The organism is Streptomyces sp. NPDC000941 (assembly GCF_053599555.1).
Genome location: NZ_JBSFMM010000198.1, coordinates 1 through 20,537, shown reverse-complemented (window position 1 = coordinate 20,537; position 20,537 = coordinate 1). Strand labels below are relative to the sequence as shown.

Annotated in this window: 12 protein-coding genes and 1 pseudogene; 4 read left to right on the top strand and 9 right to left on the bottom strand. The window is 70.4% G+C overall.

Annotated elements, in window-relative coordinates:
• The 3 genes from ACWDSL_RS41325 to ACWDSL_RS41315 all read right to left on the bottom strand — a co-directional run.
• Window positions 1-956: serine/threonine-protein kinase (locus ACWDSL_RS41325; protein ID WP_450493288.1), on the bottom strand; the 956-nt coding region annotated here is incomplete at its 3' end.
• Complete coding sequence (locus ACWDSL_RS41320) at window positions 953-3,169, bottom strand: serine/threonine-protein kinase (protein ID WP_450493286.1); 2,217 nt, start codon at window positions 3,167-3,169, stop codon at window positions 953-955. The genes ACWDSL_RS41320 and ACWDSL_RS41325, both read right to left, overlap by 4 nt.
• A gap of 18 nt (window positions 3,170-3,187) precedes the next feature.
• Entirely contained in the window at window positions 3,188-4,012 is an 825-nt protein-coding gene (locus ACWDSL_RS41315) for a hypothetical protein (RefSeq protein WP_450493284.1), read from the bottom strand.
• 187 nt (window positions 4,013-4,199) lie between these two features.
• On the opposite strand from ACWDSL_RS41315, the gene ACWDSL_RS41310 reads away from it, so the two are divergent.
• Window positions 4,200-7,211 carry an AfsR/SARP family transcriptional regulator gene (locus ACWDSL_RS41310; RefSeq protein WP_450493283.1) on the top strand — a complete coding sequence of 1,004 codons (3,012 nt, stop codon included), beginning with the start codon at window positions 4,200-4,202 and terminating at the stop codon, window positions 7,209-7,211.
• Here the strand turns inward: ACWDSL_RS41310 and ACWDSL_RS41305 are convergent.
• The 3 genes from ACWDSL_RS41305 to ACWDSL_RS41295 form a co-directional block, all read right to left on the bottom strand.
• The gene (locus ACWDSL_RS41305; RefSeq protein WP_450493281.1) at window positions 7,172-7,852 is read right to left on the bottom strand and encodes a response regulator transcription factor; all 681 of its coding nucleotides are present in this window, start codon (window positions 7,850-7,852) and stop codon (window positions 7,172-7,174) included. The two genes, ACWDSL_RS41310 and ACWDSL_RS41305, sit on opposite strands and share 40 nt — an antisense overlap.
• The gene (locus tag ACWDSL_RS41300) at window positions 7,849-9,087 is read right to left on the bottom strand and encodes a sensor histidine kinase (protein WP_450493279.1); all 1,239 of its coding nucleotides are present in this window, start codon (window positions 9,085-9,087) and stop codon (window positions 7,849-7,851) included. Before ACWDSL_RS41300 ends, ACWDSL_RS41305 begins: the two co-directional genes overlap by 4 nt.
• Before the next feature lie 121 nt (window positions 9,088-9,208).
• Window positions 9,209-11,494: an MMPL family transporter gene (locus ACWDSL_RS41295; RefSeq protein ID WP_450493277.1), complete on the bottom strand. Its 2,286-nt coding sequence runs from the start codon at window positions 11,492-11,494 to the stop codon at window positions 9,209-9,211.
• 196 nt (window positions 11,495-11,690) lie between these two features.
• Here ACWDSL_RS41295 and ACWDSL_RS41290 point away from each other — a divergent pair.
• Window positions 11,691-12,425 (top strand): annotated as a pseudogene (locus ACWDSL_RS41290) (NAD-dependent epimerase/dehydratase family protein); the annotation flags it as partial.
• A 98-nt stretch (window positions 12,426-12,523) separates the two neighbouring features.
• On the opposite strand, the gene ACWDSL_RS41285 reads toward ACWDSL_RS41290, so the two are convergent.
• Together ACWDSL_RS41285 and ACWDSL_RS41280 are read right to left on the bottom strand one after the other, a co-directional pair.
• The gene (locus ACWDSL_RS41285; RefSeq protein WP_450493275.1) at window positions 12,524-15,547 is read right to left on the bottom strand and encodes a family 16 glycoside hydrolase; all 3,024 of its coding nucleotides are present in this window, start codon (window positions 15,545-15,547) and stop codon (window positions 12,524-12,526) included.
• A 239-nt stretch (window positions 15,548-15,786) separates the two neighbouring features.
• Window positions 15,787-16,368 carry a TetR/AcrR family transcriptional regulator gene (locus ACWDSL_RS41280; RefSeq protein WP_450493273.1) on the bottom strand — a complete coding sequence of 194 codons (582 nt, stop codon included), beginning with the start codon at window positions 16,366-16,368 and terminating at the stop codon, window positions 15,787-15,789.
• Between the two features lie 98 nt (window positions 16,369-16,466).
• Between ACWDSL_RS41280 and ACWDSL_RS41275 the strand changes: the two genes are divergently transcribed.
• The gene (locus tag ACWDSL_RS41275; protein WP_450493271.1) at window positions 16,467-17,684 is read left to right on the top strand and encodes an MFS transporter; all 1,218 of its coding nucleotides are present in this window, start codon (window positions 16,467-16,469) and stop codon (window positions 17,682-17,684) included.
• A 93-nt stretch (window positions 17,685-17,777) separates the two neighbouring features.
• On the opposite strand, the gene ACWDSL_RS41270 is transcribed toward ACWDSL_RS41275, so the two are convergent.
• Window positions 17,778-20,018: an MMPL family transporter gene (locus ACWDSL_RS41270; protein WP_450493269.1), complete on the bottom strand. Its 2,241-nt coding sequence runs from the start codon at window positions 20,016-20,018 to the stop codon at window positions 17,778-17,780.
• Window positions 20,019-20,281: 263 nt separating this feature from the next.
• Here ACWDSL_RS41270 and ACWDSL_RS41265 point away from each other — a divergent pair.
• Window positions 20,282-20,537 (top strand): TetR/AcrR family transcriptional regulator (locus ACWDSL_RS41265; RefSeq protein ID WP_450493267.1); only part of this gene is annotated, 256 nt, incomplete at its 3' end.

Below are 20,537 nucleotides of genomic sequence, written 5' to 3'. Positions count from 1 at the left end.
GCGACGGCGAGCACCGCGCCGCCGGCCAGCACCCGGCGCCTGCTGAGCAGCGGAGTGCGCACCTCGTCGTGCAGGCTGCGCTGCGCCGCGGTCACCTGCAGCTCGACCGCGCCGAGCCAGCCCGCGGTGTTCGCCGGGCGCAGCCGGTCCTGCAGCTGCGCGACGGTCGGACGCCGGGCGGGGTCCTTGTCGAGGCAGGCGGCGACGGTGCCGAGCAGGGCCTGCGGGACGCCGTCCAGCTCCGGTTCCTCGTGGGCGGCGCGGTAGAGCAGTGCGTGCGCCGCGCCGGTGCCGAAGGGCGGGGCGCCGGTGGCGGCGAAGGCGAGCACGGCGCCGAGCGCGAACACGTCGCTGGCGGGGGTGAGTTCGGCCCCTGTTGACTGTTCGGGCGACATGAAGCCGGGCGACCCGATGATCTGGCCTTCCGCGGTGAGCACGGTCCCGTCGACGGCCCGGCTGATGCCGAAGTCGATGACCCTGGGCCCGTCGAGCGTGAGCAGGATGTTGGACGGCTTGAGGTCGCGGTGGACCAGTCCGGCGCGGTGGATGGCGGCCAGCGCCTCGGCCAGGCCCGCGCCGAACACGCGCAAGGTGGCCTCGGGCATCGGCCCGTGGGCCCCGATGGCGTCGGTGAGTGAGGGGCCGGGGATGTACGCGGTGGCGAGCCACGGCTGCGGCCCCTCGGGGTCGGCGTCGACGACGGGCGCGGTGAAGGCGCCGCCGACCGCGCGGGCGGCGTCCACCTCGGCCTTGAAGCGCCGCCGGAAGCCGGGATCGGCGGCCAGTTCGGGGCGTACGACCTTCACGGCGACGGCACGGCCGCTGCGCGACGCGGCCAGATGGACGCGGCCCATGCCGCCCGCGCCGAGTTCCCGGATCACCCGGTACGGTCCGATGTGTGTGGTGGTGTTGTGTGTGGTGGTGTTGTGTGTGGTGGCGTCGCCCTGCGTGGTCATGAGGTGGGGCTCCGGAAGGCGTAGAGGGTGGTGTCGGACGCGGCGTAGACGGTCGCGCCGGAGGCCTGCACCGACCAGGACTTCTTGCTCTTGGCTTCGGCCCCGGATGCCCGGTGCGCCCACAGCGGTTTGCCGTCCGAGGCGCGCAGCACGATGAAGCCCGGGGTGACGGCGCCGAACAGGGAGAGCGCGACCAGGGACTCGGTGACGGAGGGGCCCGGGTCGAGTGCGCCCGAGGGGTTGAGGGTCAGCGGACTCGGGGTGTGCCACAGCTGGCTGCCGTGGCGCGGGTCGAGGGCGAAGACGGTGCCCTGGCCGTCCGCGACGTAGGCCCGGTTGCCCCGGACCGTGGTGGGGCTCAGGTTCGTCGTCTCGTTGACGGCGGTCCACAGGTCGCGGCCGTCGGCAGTGCTCAATGCGCGCACCTTGACGTGGGTGACCAGCAGCGCGTTGCCGTCGGTGGCCAGTTTCGGGTAGGCGCCGGGCTTGATGACGTCTCGGACCGTCCAGCGGACCTCGCCGGAACGCAGCTCGATTCTGTGGACGTTGCCGTTGTCCTGCAAGAAGCAATGGCGCCCGTCGGCGACGGCCTGGAAGTCGGAGCCGTTCACCGTGCGGGACCAGAGCACCGACCCCTCGGCGAGGTCCACCGCGCACACGCTGTAGCCCTGATTGCCGCTGGTGCTGACGACGGCGACTGAGCCGGCGACGCTGAGGACGTCCTGGACCTGGTCGGCGTACGACCCCGTGTCCTTCTGCTCGGTGACCGTGTGGGTGAACTTCAGGTCACCCTTGGCGTCCACACCGAGCAGGTAGCCGCGCTCACCCGCCCAGGCCGTTCCGAACAGCGTCGAGCCCCGGACCGTGAGCCAGTCCGGCCCGCTGGAGGCGTCGGACGGTATGCGGGCCTTGGCAGTCCAGCGTTCCTTTCCGGTCGTGGTGTCGTAGGCGATGGCGGTCTGCTTGTCCCAATGCACCAACGTGGCTCCGAGAAGCCGTAGTTGGCCGTTCTCCACCCGCCGCAGCGGGCTCGACCACCGCGGCTCGGGGCCCGCGGGCACCTTGGCCGCGGGCCGTACCGTGGTGCCCGCGCCACCGCGGCGGCCCGCGGTACGGCCGGGCTCCGACCGCCGCCCGGCCACGACCGCGGCGCCCGCGGCCACCGCGGCGGCGCCACCGGCCACGGTGATCCACACGAAGCGGCGGCGGCTCGGCCTGCTCGGTTCCGCCGTGGTCAGCGAGGTCACGGGCATGGGGGGTGCGGCTACCAGGACGGCGGCGTGCGCCTCGCGGGTGGCGAGGTCGTCCCGCAGGCCCGGTGTGAGCAGCGCGGACGGTTCGGCGGGGCCGAGCGCGGCCAGCACCGCGCCGGTCGGCGGCCTGCGGGTGGGGTCCTTGTCCAGGCAGGCCGCGACCAGCGGACGCAAACCGTCGGGTACGCCGTCCAGCAGTGGCGGGGCGTGGACGGCCCGGTAGAGGATCTCGGCCGAGTTTCCGGCGCCGAAGGGGCCCCGGCCGGTGGCCGCGAAGACCAGGACGCAGCCGAGGGAGAAGACGTCGGCCGCAGGTCCGGCCTCGCGGCTCGACACGATCTGCTCGGGGGCCATGAACCCCGGCGTCCCGATCACGGCGTCCGTCCGGGTGACCTGCGTCGCGTCCGCCGCTCGGCTGATGCCGAAGTCGATGACGCGGGGCCCGTCTGCTGCCATGAGCACGTTGCCGGGCTTGAGGTCGCGGTGGACGATTCCGGCGGCGTGGATCGCGAGCAGCGCCTCGGCGAGGCCGGTGCCCAGGGCCCGCAGGGCCGGCTCGGTCAGCACGCCGAAGCGGCGTACGACGTCATGCAGGGACGGCGCGGGGATGTACGCGGTGGCCAGCCAGGGCTGCGGGGCTTCGGCATCCGCGTCGAGCACCGGAGGGGTGTAGAACCCGCTGACCCTGCGGGCGGCATCGGCCTCGCGCCGGAAACGCCCGCGGAAGTTCGGCGTCTCGGCGTACTCGGGCCGGATGACCTTCAGGGCGACCAGGCGCGATCCCGGTGACCTGGCCAGGAAGACCCGGCCCATGCCGCCTTCGCCAAGGAGCTGGAAGACCTCGTAGGGGCCGATCCGGCCGGGGCCCTGCGGCTGCGGGACCGTCGTGTGCGGCTCGAAGACTTTCGTATGCGGCTGCGGAACCGTGGGGTCGCTGCCGCCGTGTGCCGGTGTGTGCACCGTGATCGTGGACGCGGGTCAGCTCAGCGAACCGAGTACGTCGCGCGCGGCGGCGACGACGGCGTCCTCGGCCTGCTGCTGGTTCCTGCCGGGGTCCCCGGTGTCGTAGGTGAGGCTCACGGTGAACTCGGCATTGCCCTCACGGACGATCACCTGGGCCTCCGCCAGGTCGAAGGGGTCCTTGTCCACACCATGCACGAGGTAGGCGTCCTCGCCGAGCCCGCTGAGCGACCGGGAGTCGGTGGTCGTGCGCACCTTCTTCAAGGCCTCGAGGGCGCTCTTCTTGTGCACGTCGAACATGCCACTCGCCGACGGGCCGACCGTGAGGTTCACGTCCAGGCTCAGCGACCCGCCGCCCGAGCCGAACGGCACGTCCCAGCTCGGCATCCTGGTGATCATCGCTGCCATGGTGGCGTTGTCGAACTGCGACGGCTTGCACTCGGTTCCCGGTGCGATGCGCGCGATGGTGGACGCCTTGATCAGCCGGCACCCTTCGGGCACCTTGGTGAACGACTTCCCCGCCGCCGCCGGCGCCTGCGGCTTGGCGGCGCCGCCCGGGGCGCCGGACTGCTTCCCCTCCGCGGCGCTTTCGCCGTCACCCCCTGACATGGCGATGACCACACCGACGATCGCGGCCACGGCGAGGGCCGCACCGCCGCCGATCAGCCAGGGCCGCGTACGGCCGCCGCCCGGCCGCCCCGAGCCCGGGCCACCGCTCAGCGGCGACGTCGCCGGGACCGGCTGCGACCAGGCCGAAGGCGTGCCCAGCGGCTGGGGCGGGACCGGCGGCTGGGGCGTGCCTGGCGCCCCCTGCTGGGGGTCCGACTGCGGGGTTTTGCTCACGGGGTGGCTCGCTTTCCGATCTCGCCATCGGGACCGGCAGGGCCCGTCCCGTCGACCGGGCCGGAGCAAAGGCGCACCGGGGCCGGACACAACTTGCGAAACCCTTTCGCGAGGCGATGCAATGCCGATGAAATCTCGCTGAAGCAGCGGACGTGGGGGGGCTGGGGACTTGGGGGGCTGCGGGGCCATGGGGGACTTCGAGGTCGGTACGGTTCCGGCGGATTCGGGAGCGGATCAGGGAGCGGATCCGGCAGAAGCGACGGGACGGCTGCGGATCGACCTGCTCGGCCCGGTCAGAGCCCGCCGGGGCGGGGCACCGCTCGACATCGGCCCGGTACGACGGCAGGCGGTGCTGGCCGCGCTGATGCTCCGTACGGAGACACTGGTCACCCACCAGCAACTGCTCGATGACGTATGGGGAACCGAGCCCCCGGGGACCGGCCGCCGGGTCCTGCCGAGCTACGTCTACCCGCTGCGCAAGGCGCTGGACATGCCCGGAGCCCGGCCTGCCGAGTCGTTGATCCGCGGCGAGCACGGCGGCTACCGCTTCGTGCCGAGCGGCGCGCGGACGGACATCGGTCAGCTGGCCGAACAGGCCGCCGGCGCCCGGCGCGCGAAGGCCGCGGGCGAGCTCGACACCGCCCTCGACCACTGCACCCGGGCCCTGCGGCTGTTCCGCGGCGAGCCGCTGCCCGGCCTGCCGGGACCATTCGCGGACACGGAGCGGCAGCGTCTCGCCCGGCAGCGGCGCACCCTCCACGAACAGCGGGCGGAGTGCCTGGTGCTCCTCGGCCGCTATACGGATGCCCTGGACGACCTCATGTCCGCGCCCACGGCGGAGCCGTACGACGAGCCGCTCGCCGCCCTGCGGATGCGCGCGCTGTACGGCAGTGGCCGGCAGGCCGAGGCGCTCACCGCTTACCAGGAGACACGGGACCGGCTCCGCGCCGAACTGGGAGTGGAGCCCGGTGCGGAACTGCGCCGGGTACACCAGGGCGTCCTGCGCCGGGACGACCTGCTGCTGCTCGGCCAGGCGGCGCGGCAGCGCGCGGCAGCGTCCGCGCCCGCGCAACCCCCGGCGCGGCGCAACGAACTCCCCGGCGACACCGCCTGCCTCGTCGGCCGGGAGGCGGAACTCGCCCTGCTCACCGCGCCCGTGCCCGACGGGGCCGTATCGGTGGCGGCCGTGGACGGCACGGCGGGCGTCGGCAAGACCGCGCTGGTGGTCCGCGCCGCCTGGATGCTCCGCGACCAGTACCCGGACGGCTGCCTGTTCGTGGACCTGCACGCGCACAGCGCCGCACACGAGAGCCTCCGCCCGCAGCGGGCACTGCACCGGCTGCTGCGTGCCGTCAAGGGTGCCGACGGCGATCTGCCGGACGACCTGGACGAGTTGGTCACGGCCTGGCGCGCGGCCACCAGCTCCCTGCGACTGCTGCTGGTCGTGGACGACGCCCGCAGCGCGGAGCAGGTGCGCCCCCTGTTGCCCGCCGGTCCGGGCAGCAGGGTGCTGGTGGCCGGCCGGCAGCGGCTGTCCGGACTCGACGCCGACCTGCGGCTCACCGCGGAGCCTCTCGGCACCGGCGAGGCGGTCACGCTGCTCACGCGTCTCCTGGGTGAGGCGCGCGCCGAGCGGGAACCAGAGGCCGCGCATGAACTCGCCCGGCACTGCGGCGGTCTGCCCCTGGCGCTGCGGATCACGGGGGCCCGGCTGCAGAACCGCCCGTCCTGGACGCTGGCCCACCTGGTGGACCGGATGTCGGACGACGCACGCCGGCTCGGCGAGCTGCGGGCCGATGACCGCAGCGTCGAGGCCGCCTTCCGGATGTCGTACGACCAGCTGGCGCCCGAACTGCGGCGCGCTTTCCGCGCGTTGGGCCTGTCGCCGACCGCCGGATTCGACCCGCTCACCCCTGCCGTCATGCTGGGCCGTTCCCGCGAGGACGCCGAGGATCTGCTGGAACGCCTGGTCGACGCGAGTCTGCTGGAGCAGCCGCGGCCCGGCCGCTACCGGCTGCACGACCTCGTACGGGATCACACACGCCGCCTCGCCGCCGCGGCGCCCGAAGAGGCCGCCGCGGACCGAGCCGCCGTGCTGCACCTCTACACAGCCGCCGGCCGGATCGCCAGCGACTGGGGTCCCGAGGGCTTTCCGACCGGCCCGGACGTCTCCGGTTCGCCCTTCCCCGGCTGGCTCGACGCCGCCGCATGGCTGGACGCCGCGGGCGGTGAACTGGTCGACGTGGTGGCGTACGCCGCCACCGGGGAACATGACCTGGCCTGCTGGATCGCCGAGAGCATGGTCGACCACCTGGTCCGCCAGGGCCGCTTCCACGAGTGCCGGGCGGCCCTGCAGATCGCGCTGCGCTGCGCGGACGTAGCCGCCGACCGGAGGATGCCCTCCTCGCTGCGGAACTGCATGGCCATCGCCGACATCTACCAGGGACGCTTCCGGCAGGGGCACGCCTGGAGTGCCGACGCGCTGCGCCTCGCCCGCCGCCAGGACGACCTGCGCGAGCAGGCCCGGGCGATGGCCGGTCTTGGCGCCACGGAGCGGGCGATGGGCCGTACCGCGGAGGCGGTCGCCCACCTCGGCGAGGTGGTGGGGCTCGCGGCCCGGCTCGGCGACGACTGGCTGGCCGGGATGTCGAACTGCAACCTCGGCGCCATCTTCGACCAACAGGGGCGGCACGAGGAGGCGCTCGCGTACTACGCCACCTCCCTTGCCTTCGCCGAGAAGATCGGCCGGCCCAGGATGATCAGCAAGACCCTGGGCTTCGCCGCCGAGGCCCACCTGGCGCTCGGGCGGCACGTGGAGGCCAGGAGCCTGCTGAGACGAGCGGCCGACCTGGCCCGGGAGGTCGCGGACCTGCAACTGCTCGCGGTGAGCCTGTCCCTGCTCGGCGCCGCGGAACACGGTCAGGGAGACCTGCGCCTGGCCGTCGCCCTGCACCACGAGGCCCTGTCCACGCTCACCGAGCACACGAGCACACCGCTGGAGGCGGCGGTCCGCCGCCGTCTCGGGGACACCTATGCCGCGGCGGGCCGCGGTGCCGAGGCACGTCAGCAGTTCCACATCGCCCACGCCCTGACCGGAGCGGGGGCCGGGAGTCTGCCTGTGTCCGGGCACACCGGACCTGGGGGCTCTCCCGAAGGCGGTCAGAAGCCAGAGGACTCGGGACGCACCAAGCCACTCTGATAAGCGATGACGACGAGTTGGGCGCGGTCCCGGGCGCCGAGCTTGGTCAGCGCGCGCTGCACGTGGGTGCGCACGGTCAGGACGCTCAGGACGAGTTCTTCGGCGATCTCGTCATTGGACTTGCCCTGAGCTGCCAGCACGGTGACTTCCTGCTCGCGGGGGGTGAGGTCGCCGAGGCGCTCCACCGGGGCGAGGGGTGTCCCTGAAGCGGGAGCGGTGAGGAAGCGGGTGATCAGGGCCTGGGTGGCGCCCGGCGACAGAAGGGCCTCACCCGCGGCCACGGTACGGATCCCCGCCAGAAGCGCGTCCGTGGTGACGTACTTGCCCAGGAAGCCACTGGCCCCTACGCGCAGCGCCTGGGCGACGTACTCCTCGGTCTCGAACATGGTCAGGACCAGCACCCGGGTGCCCGCCAGGTCGGGATCCTCACAGATGGCGGCGGTGGCGGCCAGGCCGTCCGTGCCGGGCATGCGGATGTCCATGAGCACGATGTCGGGCTGCTGGGCGCGGGTGAGCTCCACCGCCTCCTGCCCGTCGGCCGCCTCGCCGACCACCTCCATGTCCTCGCAGGAGTCGATCAGCAGCCGGAACGTGCCTCTCAGCAGGGCCTGGTCGTCGGCGAGCAGGACACGGATGGTCAACGGTTTTCCTCTTGTCGTTCGGCCAGGGCTTCCGCCTGGGGCTGAGGCTGAGTCTGGGGCTGAGGCTGGAGGGGCAGGGCGGTGGCGACTTCGAAGCCGCCCTCGGGGCGGGGCCCGGCGCGCAGGTCGCCGCCGACGGAGTGGGCGCGTTCACGCATGCCCATCAGGCCGTAGCCGCCGCCTGGAACCGACGGCGTGACGGCAGTGCCCCCGTTGGTCACGGTGATGAGCAGGCGTGAGTCCGTATAGCTGAGCCGGACACTCGCCGCATGGTCGGACGCGTGTTTCGTGGCGTTGGTCAGGGCCTCCTGGATGATCCGGTACGCCGTCAGGTCCACCCCCGGAGACAGGGGCCGAACCCTTCCCTCGGTGGTGACCGTGACCGTCAGACCGGCCGACTCGCAGCCGGCCACCAGCTCCGGCAGACGCCGCAGACCCGGGGTCGGCTCCAGCGGGTCGGCCCCCGGGTCGCCGGTCTCACGCAGCACACTCACCGTGGCGCTCAGTTCCAGCAGCGCGGATGAGGTGGTGCCGACCAGGTCGGTGAGGATCTTCCGGGCCTGTTCCGGTTGACTGGTGGCAAGGTGGGCGGCGGTGCCGGCCTGGGCGTTGGCGACGGCCATGTGGTGGGCGATGGCGTCGTGGAGTTCGCGGGCGATGCGCATGCGTTCCTCGGCGACGCGCAGCCGGGCCTCCTCCTCGCGGGTACGTTCGGCGTGTGCGGCGCGGGCCTGCACGGACTCCAGGTAGGCGCGCCTGAAGCGGGTCATGCCGCCCAGGGCCAGTGCCAGCAGCAGCCACAGGGCCGTGCCCAGGGACCGGAGCATGATGTTGTCCCCGAGCGGGGCGGCGGACAGCGAGGTGGCCACCAGCACGGCCATGGTCGGGTAGCCGTAGATCGCGGTGGTTCGGGAGTCGGTGAGGGCGGCGAGCCAGTAGAGGGCGGCGATGACGGGAGCCAGCAGCAGCGGGCTGGGCAGGTAGTCCAGGCCGGTCATGACGGCGGCGGCCGCCACGGTGACGGCAAGTGCGGCACGCGGGTGGCTGCGGGACTTCAGGACGGCGGCGCCGCAGACGACGGCGAGGATCCGGGCGGGCCACGCGTTCTCCGGGGGCGAGAATTCGGAGGTGCTGATCTGGGCTCCGAAGACCGTGAGGGCGCACAGCACCGCTGCCATCACCACGTCCGCGGCCCGGGAGTGGCGCTCCGCGTACCGTTCGAGGTTGCTCGTCATCGTGTTTCTCCGGGTGGGGGTGCTGGGTCCATGGTCGCCGATGGTCGCCGATGGCCGGGAGGGCGGCCGTGTGGGCCGCCCGAGGCCTTGTCTCGGGCGGCCCAGGGGCGGGCGGAGTCGGTCAGACGCGCGCTTCGACCGGCTCGTCCGGGGCCGGGTCCGCGTCCGGGGCCGGGTCCGCGTCCGGGGCCTGGTTCTCGGCCAGGGCCTGGTTCTCGGCCGGCCGGCGGCTGAGTGCTTCCCCTTCCACGTCGACCCGCGGCAGGATCCGGGCCAGCCACTTCGGCAGCCACCAGGCCTTGTCGCCGAGCAGGGCGAGGACGGCGGGCACGATCGCCATCCGCACGACGAAGGCGTCGAACAGCACTGCGGCGGCCAGGCCGAACCCGATCGTCTTGATCATGGAGCCGTCCTCGGCGATGAATCCGGAGAAGACCGCGATCATGATGAGCGCGGCGGCCACCACCACGCGGGCACTGTGCCGGAACCCGGACACCACGGCCTGCCTTGCCGACTCACCCTGGGTGTACGCCTCCCTCATCCGGGAAACCAGGAAGACCTCGTAATCCATGGCCAGTCCGAAGACGATGCCCACCAGGAAGATCGGCATCAGGCTCATGATCGGGCCGGTCTGCTCCACGCCGAAGAGGCTTGCGAGGTGGCCCTGCTGGAAGACCAGCACCATCACGCCGAGGGCCGCGAGCACCGACAGCAGGAAGCCGAGCGCCGCCTTGAGGGGCACGAAAACGGACCGGAAGACCACCATCAGCAGCACGACGGCCAGACCGACGATCGTGATCAGGTACGGGACCAGTGCCGACTGGACCTTGGCCGCGACGTCGATGTTCAGCGCGGTGGTGCCGGTGACCTCGAAGGTCGCGGACGTGTCCGACTCCAGGGCGGGACGTTCGGCGCGGATGGTCTTGACCAGGGTCTTGGTCTTCGCGTCGGTGGGGGCGGTGGTCGGGGTGGCCTGGAACGCCGCCGTGTCACCGGCCTTGTTGAAGCCGGCCTGCGAGACCGAGACGATCCCCTTCGTGTCGCCGATCTTCTCGCTGATCCTCTTCACGGCGGCCTTGGGGTCGGACACGCCCTTGGCGTCCACGACTATGGTCAGCGGGCCGTTGAAACCGGGGCCGAAGCCCTTGGCGAGGTCGTCGTAGGCGCGGCGCTCGGTGGTGGCGGTGGACTTGGCCTCGTCACCCGGCATACCCAGTTGCAGGGACGCCATCGGTACGGCGAGGGCACCGAGCCCGAGAACACCGAGAATCAGCACCGGGAGAGGCCGGCGCAGGACGAAGCGGGCCCAGCGGGTGCCGAGGTTCTCCTTGCCGCCCTTCTCCGCCTTCTCCGCCTTCTCCGCCGCGGCGTCAGTCCTGGATCCCTTGCGCACCCGGCGCCCCAGCACCGCGTTCGGCCAGAACCCGAGGAACGCCGGGACGAACGTCAGCGCAACCAGTACGGCGATCACGACCGCCCCCGCGGCGGCCAGGCCCATCTTCGTCAGCATCGGAATCCCGACCACCGACAGGCCGGCCAGCGCGATCACCACGGTGAGGCCGGCGAAGACGACCGCTGAGCCGGCAGTACCCACAGCCAGACCGGCCGCCTCCTGGGGCGTGTGGCCCTTGCCACGTTCCTCGCGGTAGCGGGAGACGACGAACAGCGCGTAGTCGATGCCGACCGCCAGGCCAAGCATCATTCCCAGGGTGCTGGTGTCCGAGGACAGACCGAGCGGGTGGGCCAGCATCATGATCCCGAACAGGCTCACGGCGACACCGACGATCGCGGTCAGCAGCGGCAGCCCGGCCGCGGCCAGCGAACCGAAGGTGATCAGCAGCACGACGGCCGCCACCGAGATGCCGACGATCTCGGCGACCCCGCCGACACCACCGCCGGCATCCATCGCGGAGCCGCCGGTCTCGACGGTCAGGCCCGCCTCACGCGCGTGGTCGGCGGCCTTGTTCACCGCCGTACGGCTGGCGTCGGTGACCTTGTCCTGCGCCATCTTGTAGGTGACGGTCGCGTACGCAGTCGAACCGTCCTTGCTGACGGCCCGCGACTCGAAGGGATCCGCGACACCGGCCACCTGCGAGCCGTTGCCCAGGGAGTCCACCGTCTCCTCGATGGCCTTCCTGTTGTCGGTCGCGGTCACCTTCTGCCCATCGGGGGCGGCGAAGACGACCGTGGCGCCGGCGCCGTCGGCACTCGCTCCGGGGAAGCGCTGCTGCATGAGATCGTAGGCCTTCTGGGACTCGATCCCCGGCATCGAGGAGTCATCGCCGGCGGCCTCCGACGCCTGCACACCACCCAGACCCACAGCGGCCACGATGGCCAACCACATCAGGGCGACATAGCCTCGTCGCCGGAAGGCCGTACGGCCCAGTCGATAGAGAAAAGTTGCCATGTCAGGCCACTCCAGATCCGTTCCACGATTGCTGACCCAGCCTCGCCCGGGAGGGTGTGTCCCGTCGTCGTGCGGCTACTGGCACTGCGGGCTACTGAAGTCACTGGACCAGCTACTGAAATCGCAGTAGGAGCCGGTGAAGCCGTCTCCTACGCCGGTCCGACATCGCGGTGCACCGCGGGAGGGGAGAAACACCGTGAAGATAGTGATACCCGGAGGCACCGGTCAGGTGGGCGGCGTACTCAACCGCACGCTGACCGCCGCGGGCCACGAGGTCGTGGTGCTCACCAGACGGCCGACGCATGACAGTGAGCTCCGATGGGACGGCAGAACTCTCGGCCCCTGGGCGGACACGATCGACGGCAGCGATGTCGTGATCAATCTGGCCGGCCGCAGCGTCAGCTGCCGCTACACCGAGCAGAACCTCCGGGCCATGATGGACTCGCGCGTGGACTCCGCGCGCGTCGTGGGCGAGGCGATCGCCGCTGCCCGGCGGCCTCCCCAGGTCTGGCTCCAGATGAGCACCGCCACCATCTACGCCCACCGCTTCGACGCACCTCACGACGAGGCGACCGGAGTGATCGGCGGCGGCGAGCCCGATGTCCCCCGCTACTGGGATTTCAGCGTCGAGATCGCGAAGAACTGGGAGCGGGAGCAGCAACGGGCCCGGACGCCGCGCACCCGCAAGGTGGCCCTGCGCTCGGCGATGGTGATGAGCCCCGACCGCGGTGGCGTATTCGACTACCTGCTGTGGCTGGCGCGGCTCGGCCTCGGCGGGCCGGTCGCGTGCGGCGACCAGTACCTGTCCTGGATCCACGACCATGACTTCGTCCGCGCGACGACGTTCCTCATCGATCGGGACGACATCACCGGACCGGTCAATCTCGCGGCGCCCGCTCCCCTCCCCCAGCGGGCATTCATGCACGCGCTTCCGACACGATCATGGGCCCAGTTGTCCCGGGCCCGACGAAACCACGCGTTCTCACGCACGGTGGGTTCATCGGCCCGGGACAGTTCCTTTCGTGGCTGTCAGTCCAGCGGTTCGATCCAGAGGTTCCTGAAGCGGACCTTGTTGCCGTGGTCCTGGAGCCGGATCGCGCCCGTCGCCGCCGATTCGGCGTCGCCGGCGGCTGTCGGGCCGTCCACGGCCACGTTGTCGTGGACCTTCTTGCCGTTCCACACCACGGTGATCCTGGCGTCATCGGTCTTCTGGCCCGCGGCGTCGAAACGCGCCGCACGGAAATCGATGTCGTACGTCTGCCAGGTTTCCGGAGCAGTGGCGGCGTTCAGGTCGGCGGCCTTTTTGTTGTAAATGGACGCGGCCTCGTTCGAGGCGAGTTTCTCCACTCCGAAGGAGTCCAGGATCTGGATCTCGTACCGCTCCTGGAGGTAGATGCCGCTGTTCCCGCGCTCCTGCCCGGTGACATCGTCCGGCAGCTTCGGCACCCGGAATTCGACGTGCAGCTTGAAGTCGCCGAAAGCCTGTTTGGTGCGGATGTCGCCGCAGCACACCTCGATGGAGTCCTCGGCGGCGTGCGGCCATTCGACGCCGCGTCCGTCGGTGTGCTGCCAGGCGGTGGAGACGCTGCCGCCGGAGAACAGGTCGACCCTGCTGCCGGGTTTGCGCACCTCGATCATGTCGAGGTTGACGTGGCCGGTGTCCTCGGGCCGATAGGTGTAGGCGATGGTGTTGCGGCCCTTGCGCAGGGAGAGCCGCTCGGTCTTGGTGGACCAGCGGTTCCAGGCGACGGTGGAGGGGAGGCTGGTCTGCTGTGCCTGCCCGCCGTTGACGGAGATGCCGATGGTCTTGGTGCCGGTGAAGGGGTTGGGACCGTTGGCGTAGCGCAGCCCCACGTCGTAGCTGCCCTTCGCGGGTACGTCGACCTCGAAGGTGGCCGTGGCACCCGGGGTGCCGAAGCCGTCGACGAAGCCGCCGCCGGTGTAGCCGGCGTGCTCGGTGTCGATGTCGGCTCCGCCGGCCAGGCGAGCCGATTCCGCGTCGTACGAGGTGACGGGCTGCTCGGGGCCGGGGCGTGCGTTCAGCGTGTACCAGGCCTCGGTGGACCAGAGTTGCTCACCGGTGTCCGAGGCGAAGGGGCGCGGTGAGCGTACGTGCACCACCCGGTCGGTCTTGAGGCCCGGGATGGTGAGCCGGACCGTGCGACGGTCGTCGGACAGTCGGGCGGCCGCGACGGGAAGAGTCTCTTCGTCGACCTTGGGGCCGCCGTACGCCGGGGTGGGGACGTAGCGCCACTGCTCGACGGAGTAGGCGCCGTTCGTCAGCTTGGCGGCGGTCTCGGCCGACAGGGGCTTGGTATAGGTGAGTTCGAAGCCGTCGCGGGTGGCGCGCATGGTCTTGATGTCGAAGGCGGTCGTGCCGTTCGGCGTGAGTTTTTGCAGGCCGAAGCGGAGTTTGCCTTCTTGGCCCCAGTTTCCGTCGGCGCCGAGCCCGCCGGCGTAGATCGCACCGTCCGGTCCGGTGCTGATTCGGGTGATGCCGACCTCCAGGCCCTGGGTATGCCGGAACACCGCGCCCTGGTATTCGCCGTCCACCTTCTCCAGGTCGGCGCGCTGGATTCCGCCGTAGGTGACGTCGCCGAAGAGCATTTGCCCGGCGAAGGGCCCCTTCTTCAACAGCATCGGTGTGCTGGGCGAGTTGGCTATCTCGTTCTGCGGCAGCCAGAGCACGGGCTTGGTGACCGAGCGGTCGTCGAACGGGCCGTCCGGGTTGGTGTAGTGGTTGAAGAAGCGGTCCTGCTTGATGTGGACCAGCTTGGAGGCGGGCAGCCAGCCGCCCTGGTTGTCGGTGACGAAGAGATCGCCCTCGGGGCCCCGTCCGATCCCGTTCGGTGTGCGGAGGCCGCCGGCCAGGTAACTCACCTTTCCGGTCTTCTTGTTCACCTTGATGGTGGTGCCGCGGTTCGCGGCGGGCTGCGGATCGGTGGTCGCCCCGCCGTAGTTGATGGCCACGGAGAGGTTCAGATAGAAGTTGCCCTTCTCGTAGAGCAGTCCGAAGGCGAACTCGTGGAAGTTCGCTCCGTAGGGCCATTCGGCGACCTTGCGGATCTCGTCCGCGGTGTTGTCGCCCTCGATGTCGGACAACTCGGTGAGCTGGTGCTTCTCCGAGACGTAGAGTTTTCCGTCGACGTACTTGATCCCCATCGGCTCCTTCAGGCCGCCGGCGATCTTCTTGTACGTGACCTTCTCCGGGCCGGTGTCACCCGTGACGTGGTCGAGGACGTACACCTCTCCCTCCGTCTTGGTACTGCCGCCCCACGTCGTCACGGCGAGCTTGCCGCCCGGCAGCCAGTCCATCGCGGAGACCTGCGGCTCGAAGCCTGCGGGACGCAGATCGGTGAGGGTGTAGCCGGGGTTGACCGAGGTCAGCGGGAGGCCGTCGCCGGGGGTGTCGTAGTTGCCCTCGCACTCCTTGCGGCCGGGGGCGGTGACGCGGACGACGCCGGCGTCGGTGCTGAGCACGGAGTTCGGGACGAGGGAGAAGTCGTCGGCGCCCGGCGGCTTCCACTGGAGGGTGACCCGCTGCTCGCCGCCGCGGTCGAAGTGGTCGATGCGCAGGGCGTGGTAGCCGGGAGCAAGGGCGATCTCGCCGTCCTTGGGCTCGGCACCGTGCAGTCCGTCGTGGTCGATGACCTTCTTGTCGCCGATGAGGAGCCGGGAGCCGTCGTCGCTGATCAGGCGGAACGTGTACGTGCCGTCGGTGGGGACGTTGATGTTGCCGATGATCTGCGACACGAAGTTGTCGGTGAAACCGAAGCCTTCGGTGGAGGACCAGTCGACGTTGGGGATCAGCTTGTCGACGTTGGGGGTCTGGGCCGGCTTGAGGTCGCAGAGCTTGCTCAGCGGGGACTGGATGTCGAAAACGCGGAGGGTGACGCCAGGTTCCTGGGGCGGCAGGTCACCGAAGGGCTTTTCGTCCGCTTCGGCGGCCGGTGTCGCGAGACCGCCGGTGAGAAGGGCCGCGAGGAGCAGGCCGGCGATTCTTTGTGGTCTACGGCGATGGCTACGGAGGCTCAGGTACTTGCGTGGCGTCACTCTTCCTCCTGCTGGGCGCTAGGCGGAGCGACCGACGGCGGACCGCGGTCATGGAGTGGAGCTCGTCCACGTACGGGTGGTGCGGCGGTATTCCGCCGTGATGCACGCAGACGTCCGTACGAAATCGACGCCCAGCGTACGAACAACACCCCGAACCGTCCATACTTTGTCCTCAACAAGTCGAAAGTCCCCGTTCCTTGCCGTGCCCGATCCGTGCGGGACGAGGGAAGGCGAAGCGATCAGAGCTGTTCGTCGGGGAGGGCAGGGGCGGCGTTGACGACGGCGTGCACGACTCCGGCGACGAGTTGCCGGTTGAGGGGGGCGGCGTCGAAGCGGCGGTGCATGGGCCAGCCCTCGATCAGGGCGTCGAGGGCTCGGGCCACTCCGGGAGTGAAGTGCAGGGCGAGACTTTCCCGGCTGCGTGCGAGCCAGGTGCGGGTGGTCGCGGCTACCGCGGTGTTGTGGTTGGCGTAGGCGTACATCTCGAAGATGAGCGTCATATCGCGGTCGGTGGCGTAGGCCGGCCCGCAGATCAGCTCGACCACGGCGGCCTCCGCCTCGGCGGTGGTCCCGGCGCTGTGCACGGTGCGGCGGTAGAGCCGGGACATCGTGTCGGCGAGGCGGGCGAACGCCAGCGCCAGCAGATCGTCCATGCCGTCGAAGTAGTACGTCAGCGAGCCCAGCGGGACTCCGGCCCGTGAGGCGATCTTGCGATGGGTCGTCCGGTGAACGCCGCCCTCCGCGATGACGTCGAGAGCGGCGTCGAGAATCCGGTCCTTGCGTCCGGGATCGTTCGGGATCTCACGCCGTGTGCCGCTCACGCCCCCAATGTGTCACAAGGCGACCCCGCCGAAGTGTGTACGATCGTACAGACTCCTTCGGACTCCTGTGTTCGGTCATCTCCTGTGAGGCATTCCCTGTGACTGTCAGCCCCGGCCGACGCCGGACCGCCGCGTTCGCCCTGTTCTTCCTGCCTGGCCTGGCCATGGCCTCCTGGGTGACACGCACCCCCGACGTACGCGACCTGCTCGGAGCCTCCACCGGACGCATGGGCCTGGTTCTGTTCGGGCTCTCGGTCGGGTCCATGGTGGGCATCCTGTGCTCGGGGCCGCTCGTCGCCCGCTGGGGCGCCCGGCCCCTCATCGCGGCCGGAACACTGGCGACCGCCGCGGGGTCCGGCGTCATCGGCCTGGGGGCCGCGGCGGGCGCGGACGCGGTCGTGGCCCTCGGGCTCGGGCTCATCGGCCTCGGGATGGGCGGCGGCGAGGTGGCCCTCAACATCGAAGGGGCGGAGGTGGAACGGCTGCTCGGCCGCTCCACCCTCCCCGCGATGCACGGCTTCTACAGTCTCGGCACGGTGGTCGGCGCGGTCGGCGGCATGATTCTGACCGCCGTCTCGTTCCCCGTCCTGTGGCATCTCGTCATCGTCACCGCCGTGGTACTGGCCGTACTGGTGCCGACCATCCGATACGTTCCCGCCGGAGTGGGCCGACGAACCGGCAACGGCAGCGGCACGCACGCGGAGGTCTCCGCGCACCCCGCGGTGTGGAAGGAACCGAAACTGCTGCTCATCGGCGGCATCATCCTCGCCCTTGCCATGGCCGAGGGAACAGCGAACGACTGGCTGCCGCTGGTCATGGTCGACGGTCATGGCTTCGACCCCGCGCTCGGATCGGCCGTGTACGCGGTCTTCGCGGCCTCGATGACCGTCGGCCGCTTCGCCGGCGGCCGGTTCGTCGACCGCTACGGACGCGCGGCCGCCCTGTGCGCCAGCGCGATCGTCGGAGCCGTCGGCATCGCACTCGTGATCCTCGTCGACAACCAGGCCGTCGCGGCAACAGCCGCCGTCCTGTGGGGCATCGGCGCGTCCTTGGGCTTCCCCGTCGCGCTCTCCGCGGCCGGCGACTCCGGCGACAACTCCGCCGCAAGGGTCTCCCTCGCTGCCACCCTCGGCTATGTCGCCTTCCTCGTGGGACCGCCCTCACTCGGCCAACTCGGCGAGCACTTCGGACTCCGCAACGCACTGTTCCTGGTCCTGATACTCGTGGTGGCCGCATCCTTCGCCACGCCCGCCGCCCGCACACCCCGCCCCGCGGGCACTACGAGTGCCGATACATCCACGCAGGTGAGAGCTTGATCAGAGAACGTCGAGCGTCCGGCGGTGACGAGGACAGCGCCGCGGCGGCGCCGGGTACGTCTACCCGGACACCGCCCCGGACAGCACGCCTGGTCAGACCCTGGTCGAGTTCTCCATCTGTGTCGGAGCCACTGCTGCGGGTCCAGGTGTGGACGTCGGCTCGGGGCCGCTTTCGCTGAGGCCGTACCGCATGTGGATGCTGCGCAGGAAGCCGGGCGCGTACCAGGCCGTCTTCCCGAGCAGACGCATCGCGGCGGGGACGAGGACGCCGCGAACGGCGATGGCGTCGAGGAGGACGGCCAGTCCGCTGCCGAGACCGAACATCTGCATAAAGCTGAGCTTGGCGGTGCCGAAGGCGAAGAAGCTGACCGCGAGCAGGAAGGCGGCCGCGCTGACGATGCGCCCGGTGTGGCCGAGACCGTTCACCACGGCGGTCTCGTTGTCAGCTCCGTGGTCGTGGAGCTCCTTGATCCTGCTGGTGACGAAGACCTCGTAGTCCATCGAGAGGCCGAAGGCGATGCAGAACATCAGTATGGTCATCGTCATCTCCATCGGCTGCGCGGTGAAGCCGAGCGCTGAGGAGAAGTTGCCGTCCTGGAAGATCCAGGTCATGACGCCGAGGGTCGCTGCCAGGCTGATCAGGTTGAGGGCCAGTGCGCGCAGCGGCTGCACGATGCTGCCGGTGAACAGGAAGAGCAGCAGGAAGGTGGTGAGGACGATCAGGGCCACGGCCAGCGGGAGCTTGTCGGCGATGGATTCCTTGGCGTCGACGAGTACCGCGTCATTCCCCCCGACCAGGGGGTGGGTCCCCGCGGGCGGGGTGACCGAGCGCACCTGCTTGACCAGGCTCTCGGCCGCTTCCGACTTCGGTGTCAGGCTGCTCACCACGCTGATCCGCTGTGCGTCGGGCCGGCCGAGGGCGGAGTTGGCCGGGCCGGTCGCCGCGGACTGGCCCTTGGTGTAGGTTCCCGTGCTGGTCTCGACCCGCTCGACGCCCTCGAGCGCGGACAGTTGGCCCGCGTACGACGCCAACGGGGCCTTGTCCACGGACTGGCCGATGACGATGTGGAGGGCCGAGTCCTCACTGCCGCCGAAATTCTTCCGCAGTGTCTCCGAGACCTGGCGGCTCTCGGCGTCCTTGGGCAGCACGCGTTCGTCCGGCGTGCCGAAGGTGATGTTCAGCAGCGGGCTCGCCGCGAACAGCAGCACGGCGAGGACGGGCAGTGCGGTGAGCACGGGCCGCCGCATGACGGTACGCGCCAGCCGTCCCCACAGGGGTTCCCGGGCGTCGGAGCGCTGCGACTTCGCCCACGGCAGCCGCCCGCTGTTGACCCGGTGCCCCAGAGCCTTCAGCAGGGCAGGCATCACGAACAGCGTGCTCAGCGCGGCGATGGCGACGACACCGACTCCGGTGAAGCCCATCGAGCGCAGGAAGTAGTGCGGGAACACCAGGAGCGCCGCCAGGGCTGCCGCGACTGTCGCGGCGGAGAAGGCGACGGTACGGCCCGCGGTGTGCACCGTGCGCCGGACGGCGTCGTCCACGCTCACCCCGGCCGCGAGCTGCTCCCGGAAGCGGCTGACCATCAGCAGGGCGTAGTCGATGCCCAGTCCGAGGCCCAGTGCGGTGGTGAGGTTGGTCGCGGTGTCGGCGACATCGGTGACGCTGCCGAACAGGAAGAGCTGGGCGAACGAGCCCATGATGGCGAAGATCGCGATGGCAAGCGGCAGCAGGGCCGCGACCACACTGCCGAAGACGATCAGGAGCAGTACGAGGGTCAGCGGTATGGCGATCGCTTCGGCGAGGATCAGATCCTCGACCACCTGGTTCGACAGGTCGGCACCCACGGCGGCGCCGCCTCCGGCCTGGACGGTGAGGGTGTTCTTGTAGGTGCCGCTGTAGGTGTCGAGGATCTCCTTGGCGTTTTCCCGCTGCTCCGTGGTGTCGCCTCTCACGTGGGCGAGCACCATGGCCTCGCGGCCGTCCTTGGAGCGCAGGTCGGGGCTGTTCGTCTCCCAGTACGAGACGACGTTGCTGAGCCGCTTGTCCTTCTTGAGGTCGGCCAGCAGGTCTTGGCCGCTTTCCCGGGAGGCGGGGGTGTCGATGCGGCCGTCGGGGGAGCGGACCAGCAGGACGAGGTCCGTCTCTCCGCCGAACTTCTCGTCGATGACCTCCGCTGCTCGGGTGGACGGGGAGGCGGGGTCGTCGAAGCCGCCCCCCTTCAGCTTGTCGAAGGCGCCCGCACCTACCGCGCTCATGAGAGCTAAGGTCAGGACGGCGAAAATGAGCACCAGCCGGGACCGGCGAATCGCCAGTTCGGCTATACGTTCGAACACAGATGATCTCCTTCAAATGCCTTCTGCGATAGGCGAGGGGCGTCGGCCGGGCAGGAGCCGGCTCAATGCACCGCAGAGTCCCTGCCACCCCGTCAGTTCACCCCGTCGGGGGGCGTGCGGTGCCGCGCTCTTCGTCGCCGAGATCGACGCTAGTAAGACAGCCGGTGTTTGAGCAGTAGGAGATTTACCTGACACCTGTGAGAAAATTTAACCCGCTATGACTGTCTGACGCCTCGTCGGATCAGCCGTCGTAGGATCGCCGCATGTCCGCAGACGCGCATACGACGGCCGTGCCAACCCTGCGCCAGCGACGCCGGGCCGCCGCCACCCAGGAGATCGTGGAGGCCGCCGAGAGTTACATCGCCGAGCACGGGCCGCACGCCCTTTCCCTGAGAGGGGTCGCCCGCAACGTCGGCATGACCGTCCAGGGGCTCTACCACTACTTTCCGAACCGGGACGCCCTCGTCACCGTTCTCGTCACCAAGGCGTACCAGGACCTGGCCGCCGCTGTGTCGGCAG

What these genes read in the sequence shown, in the direction of transcription:
- ACWDSL_RS41300 (WP_450493279.1), bottom strand. Translation starts at nt 9,087, where the DNA reads ATGACGAGCAACCTCGAACGGTACGCGGAGCGCCACTCCCGGGCCGCG.
- ACWDSL_RS41310 (WP_450493283.1), top strand. Translation starts at nt 4,200, where the DNA reads ATGGGGGACTTCGAGGTCGGTACGGTTCCGGCGGATTCGGGAGCGGAT.
- ACWDSL_RS41295 (WP_450493277.1), bottom strand. Translation starts at nt 11,494, where the DNA reads ATGGCAACTTTTCTCTATCGACTGGGCCGTACGGCCTTCCGGCGACGA.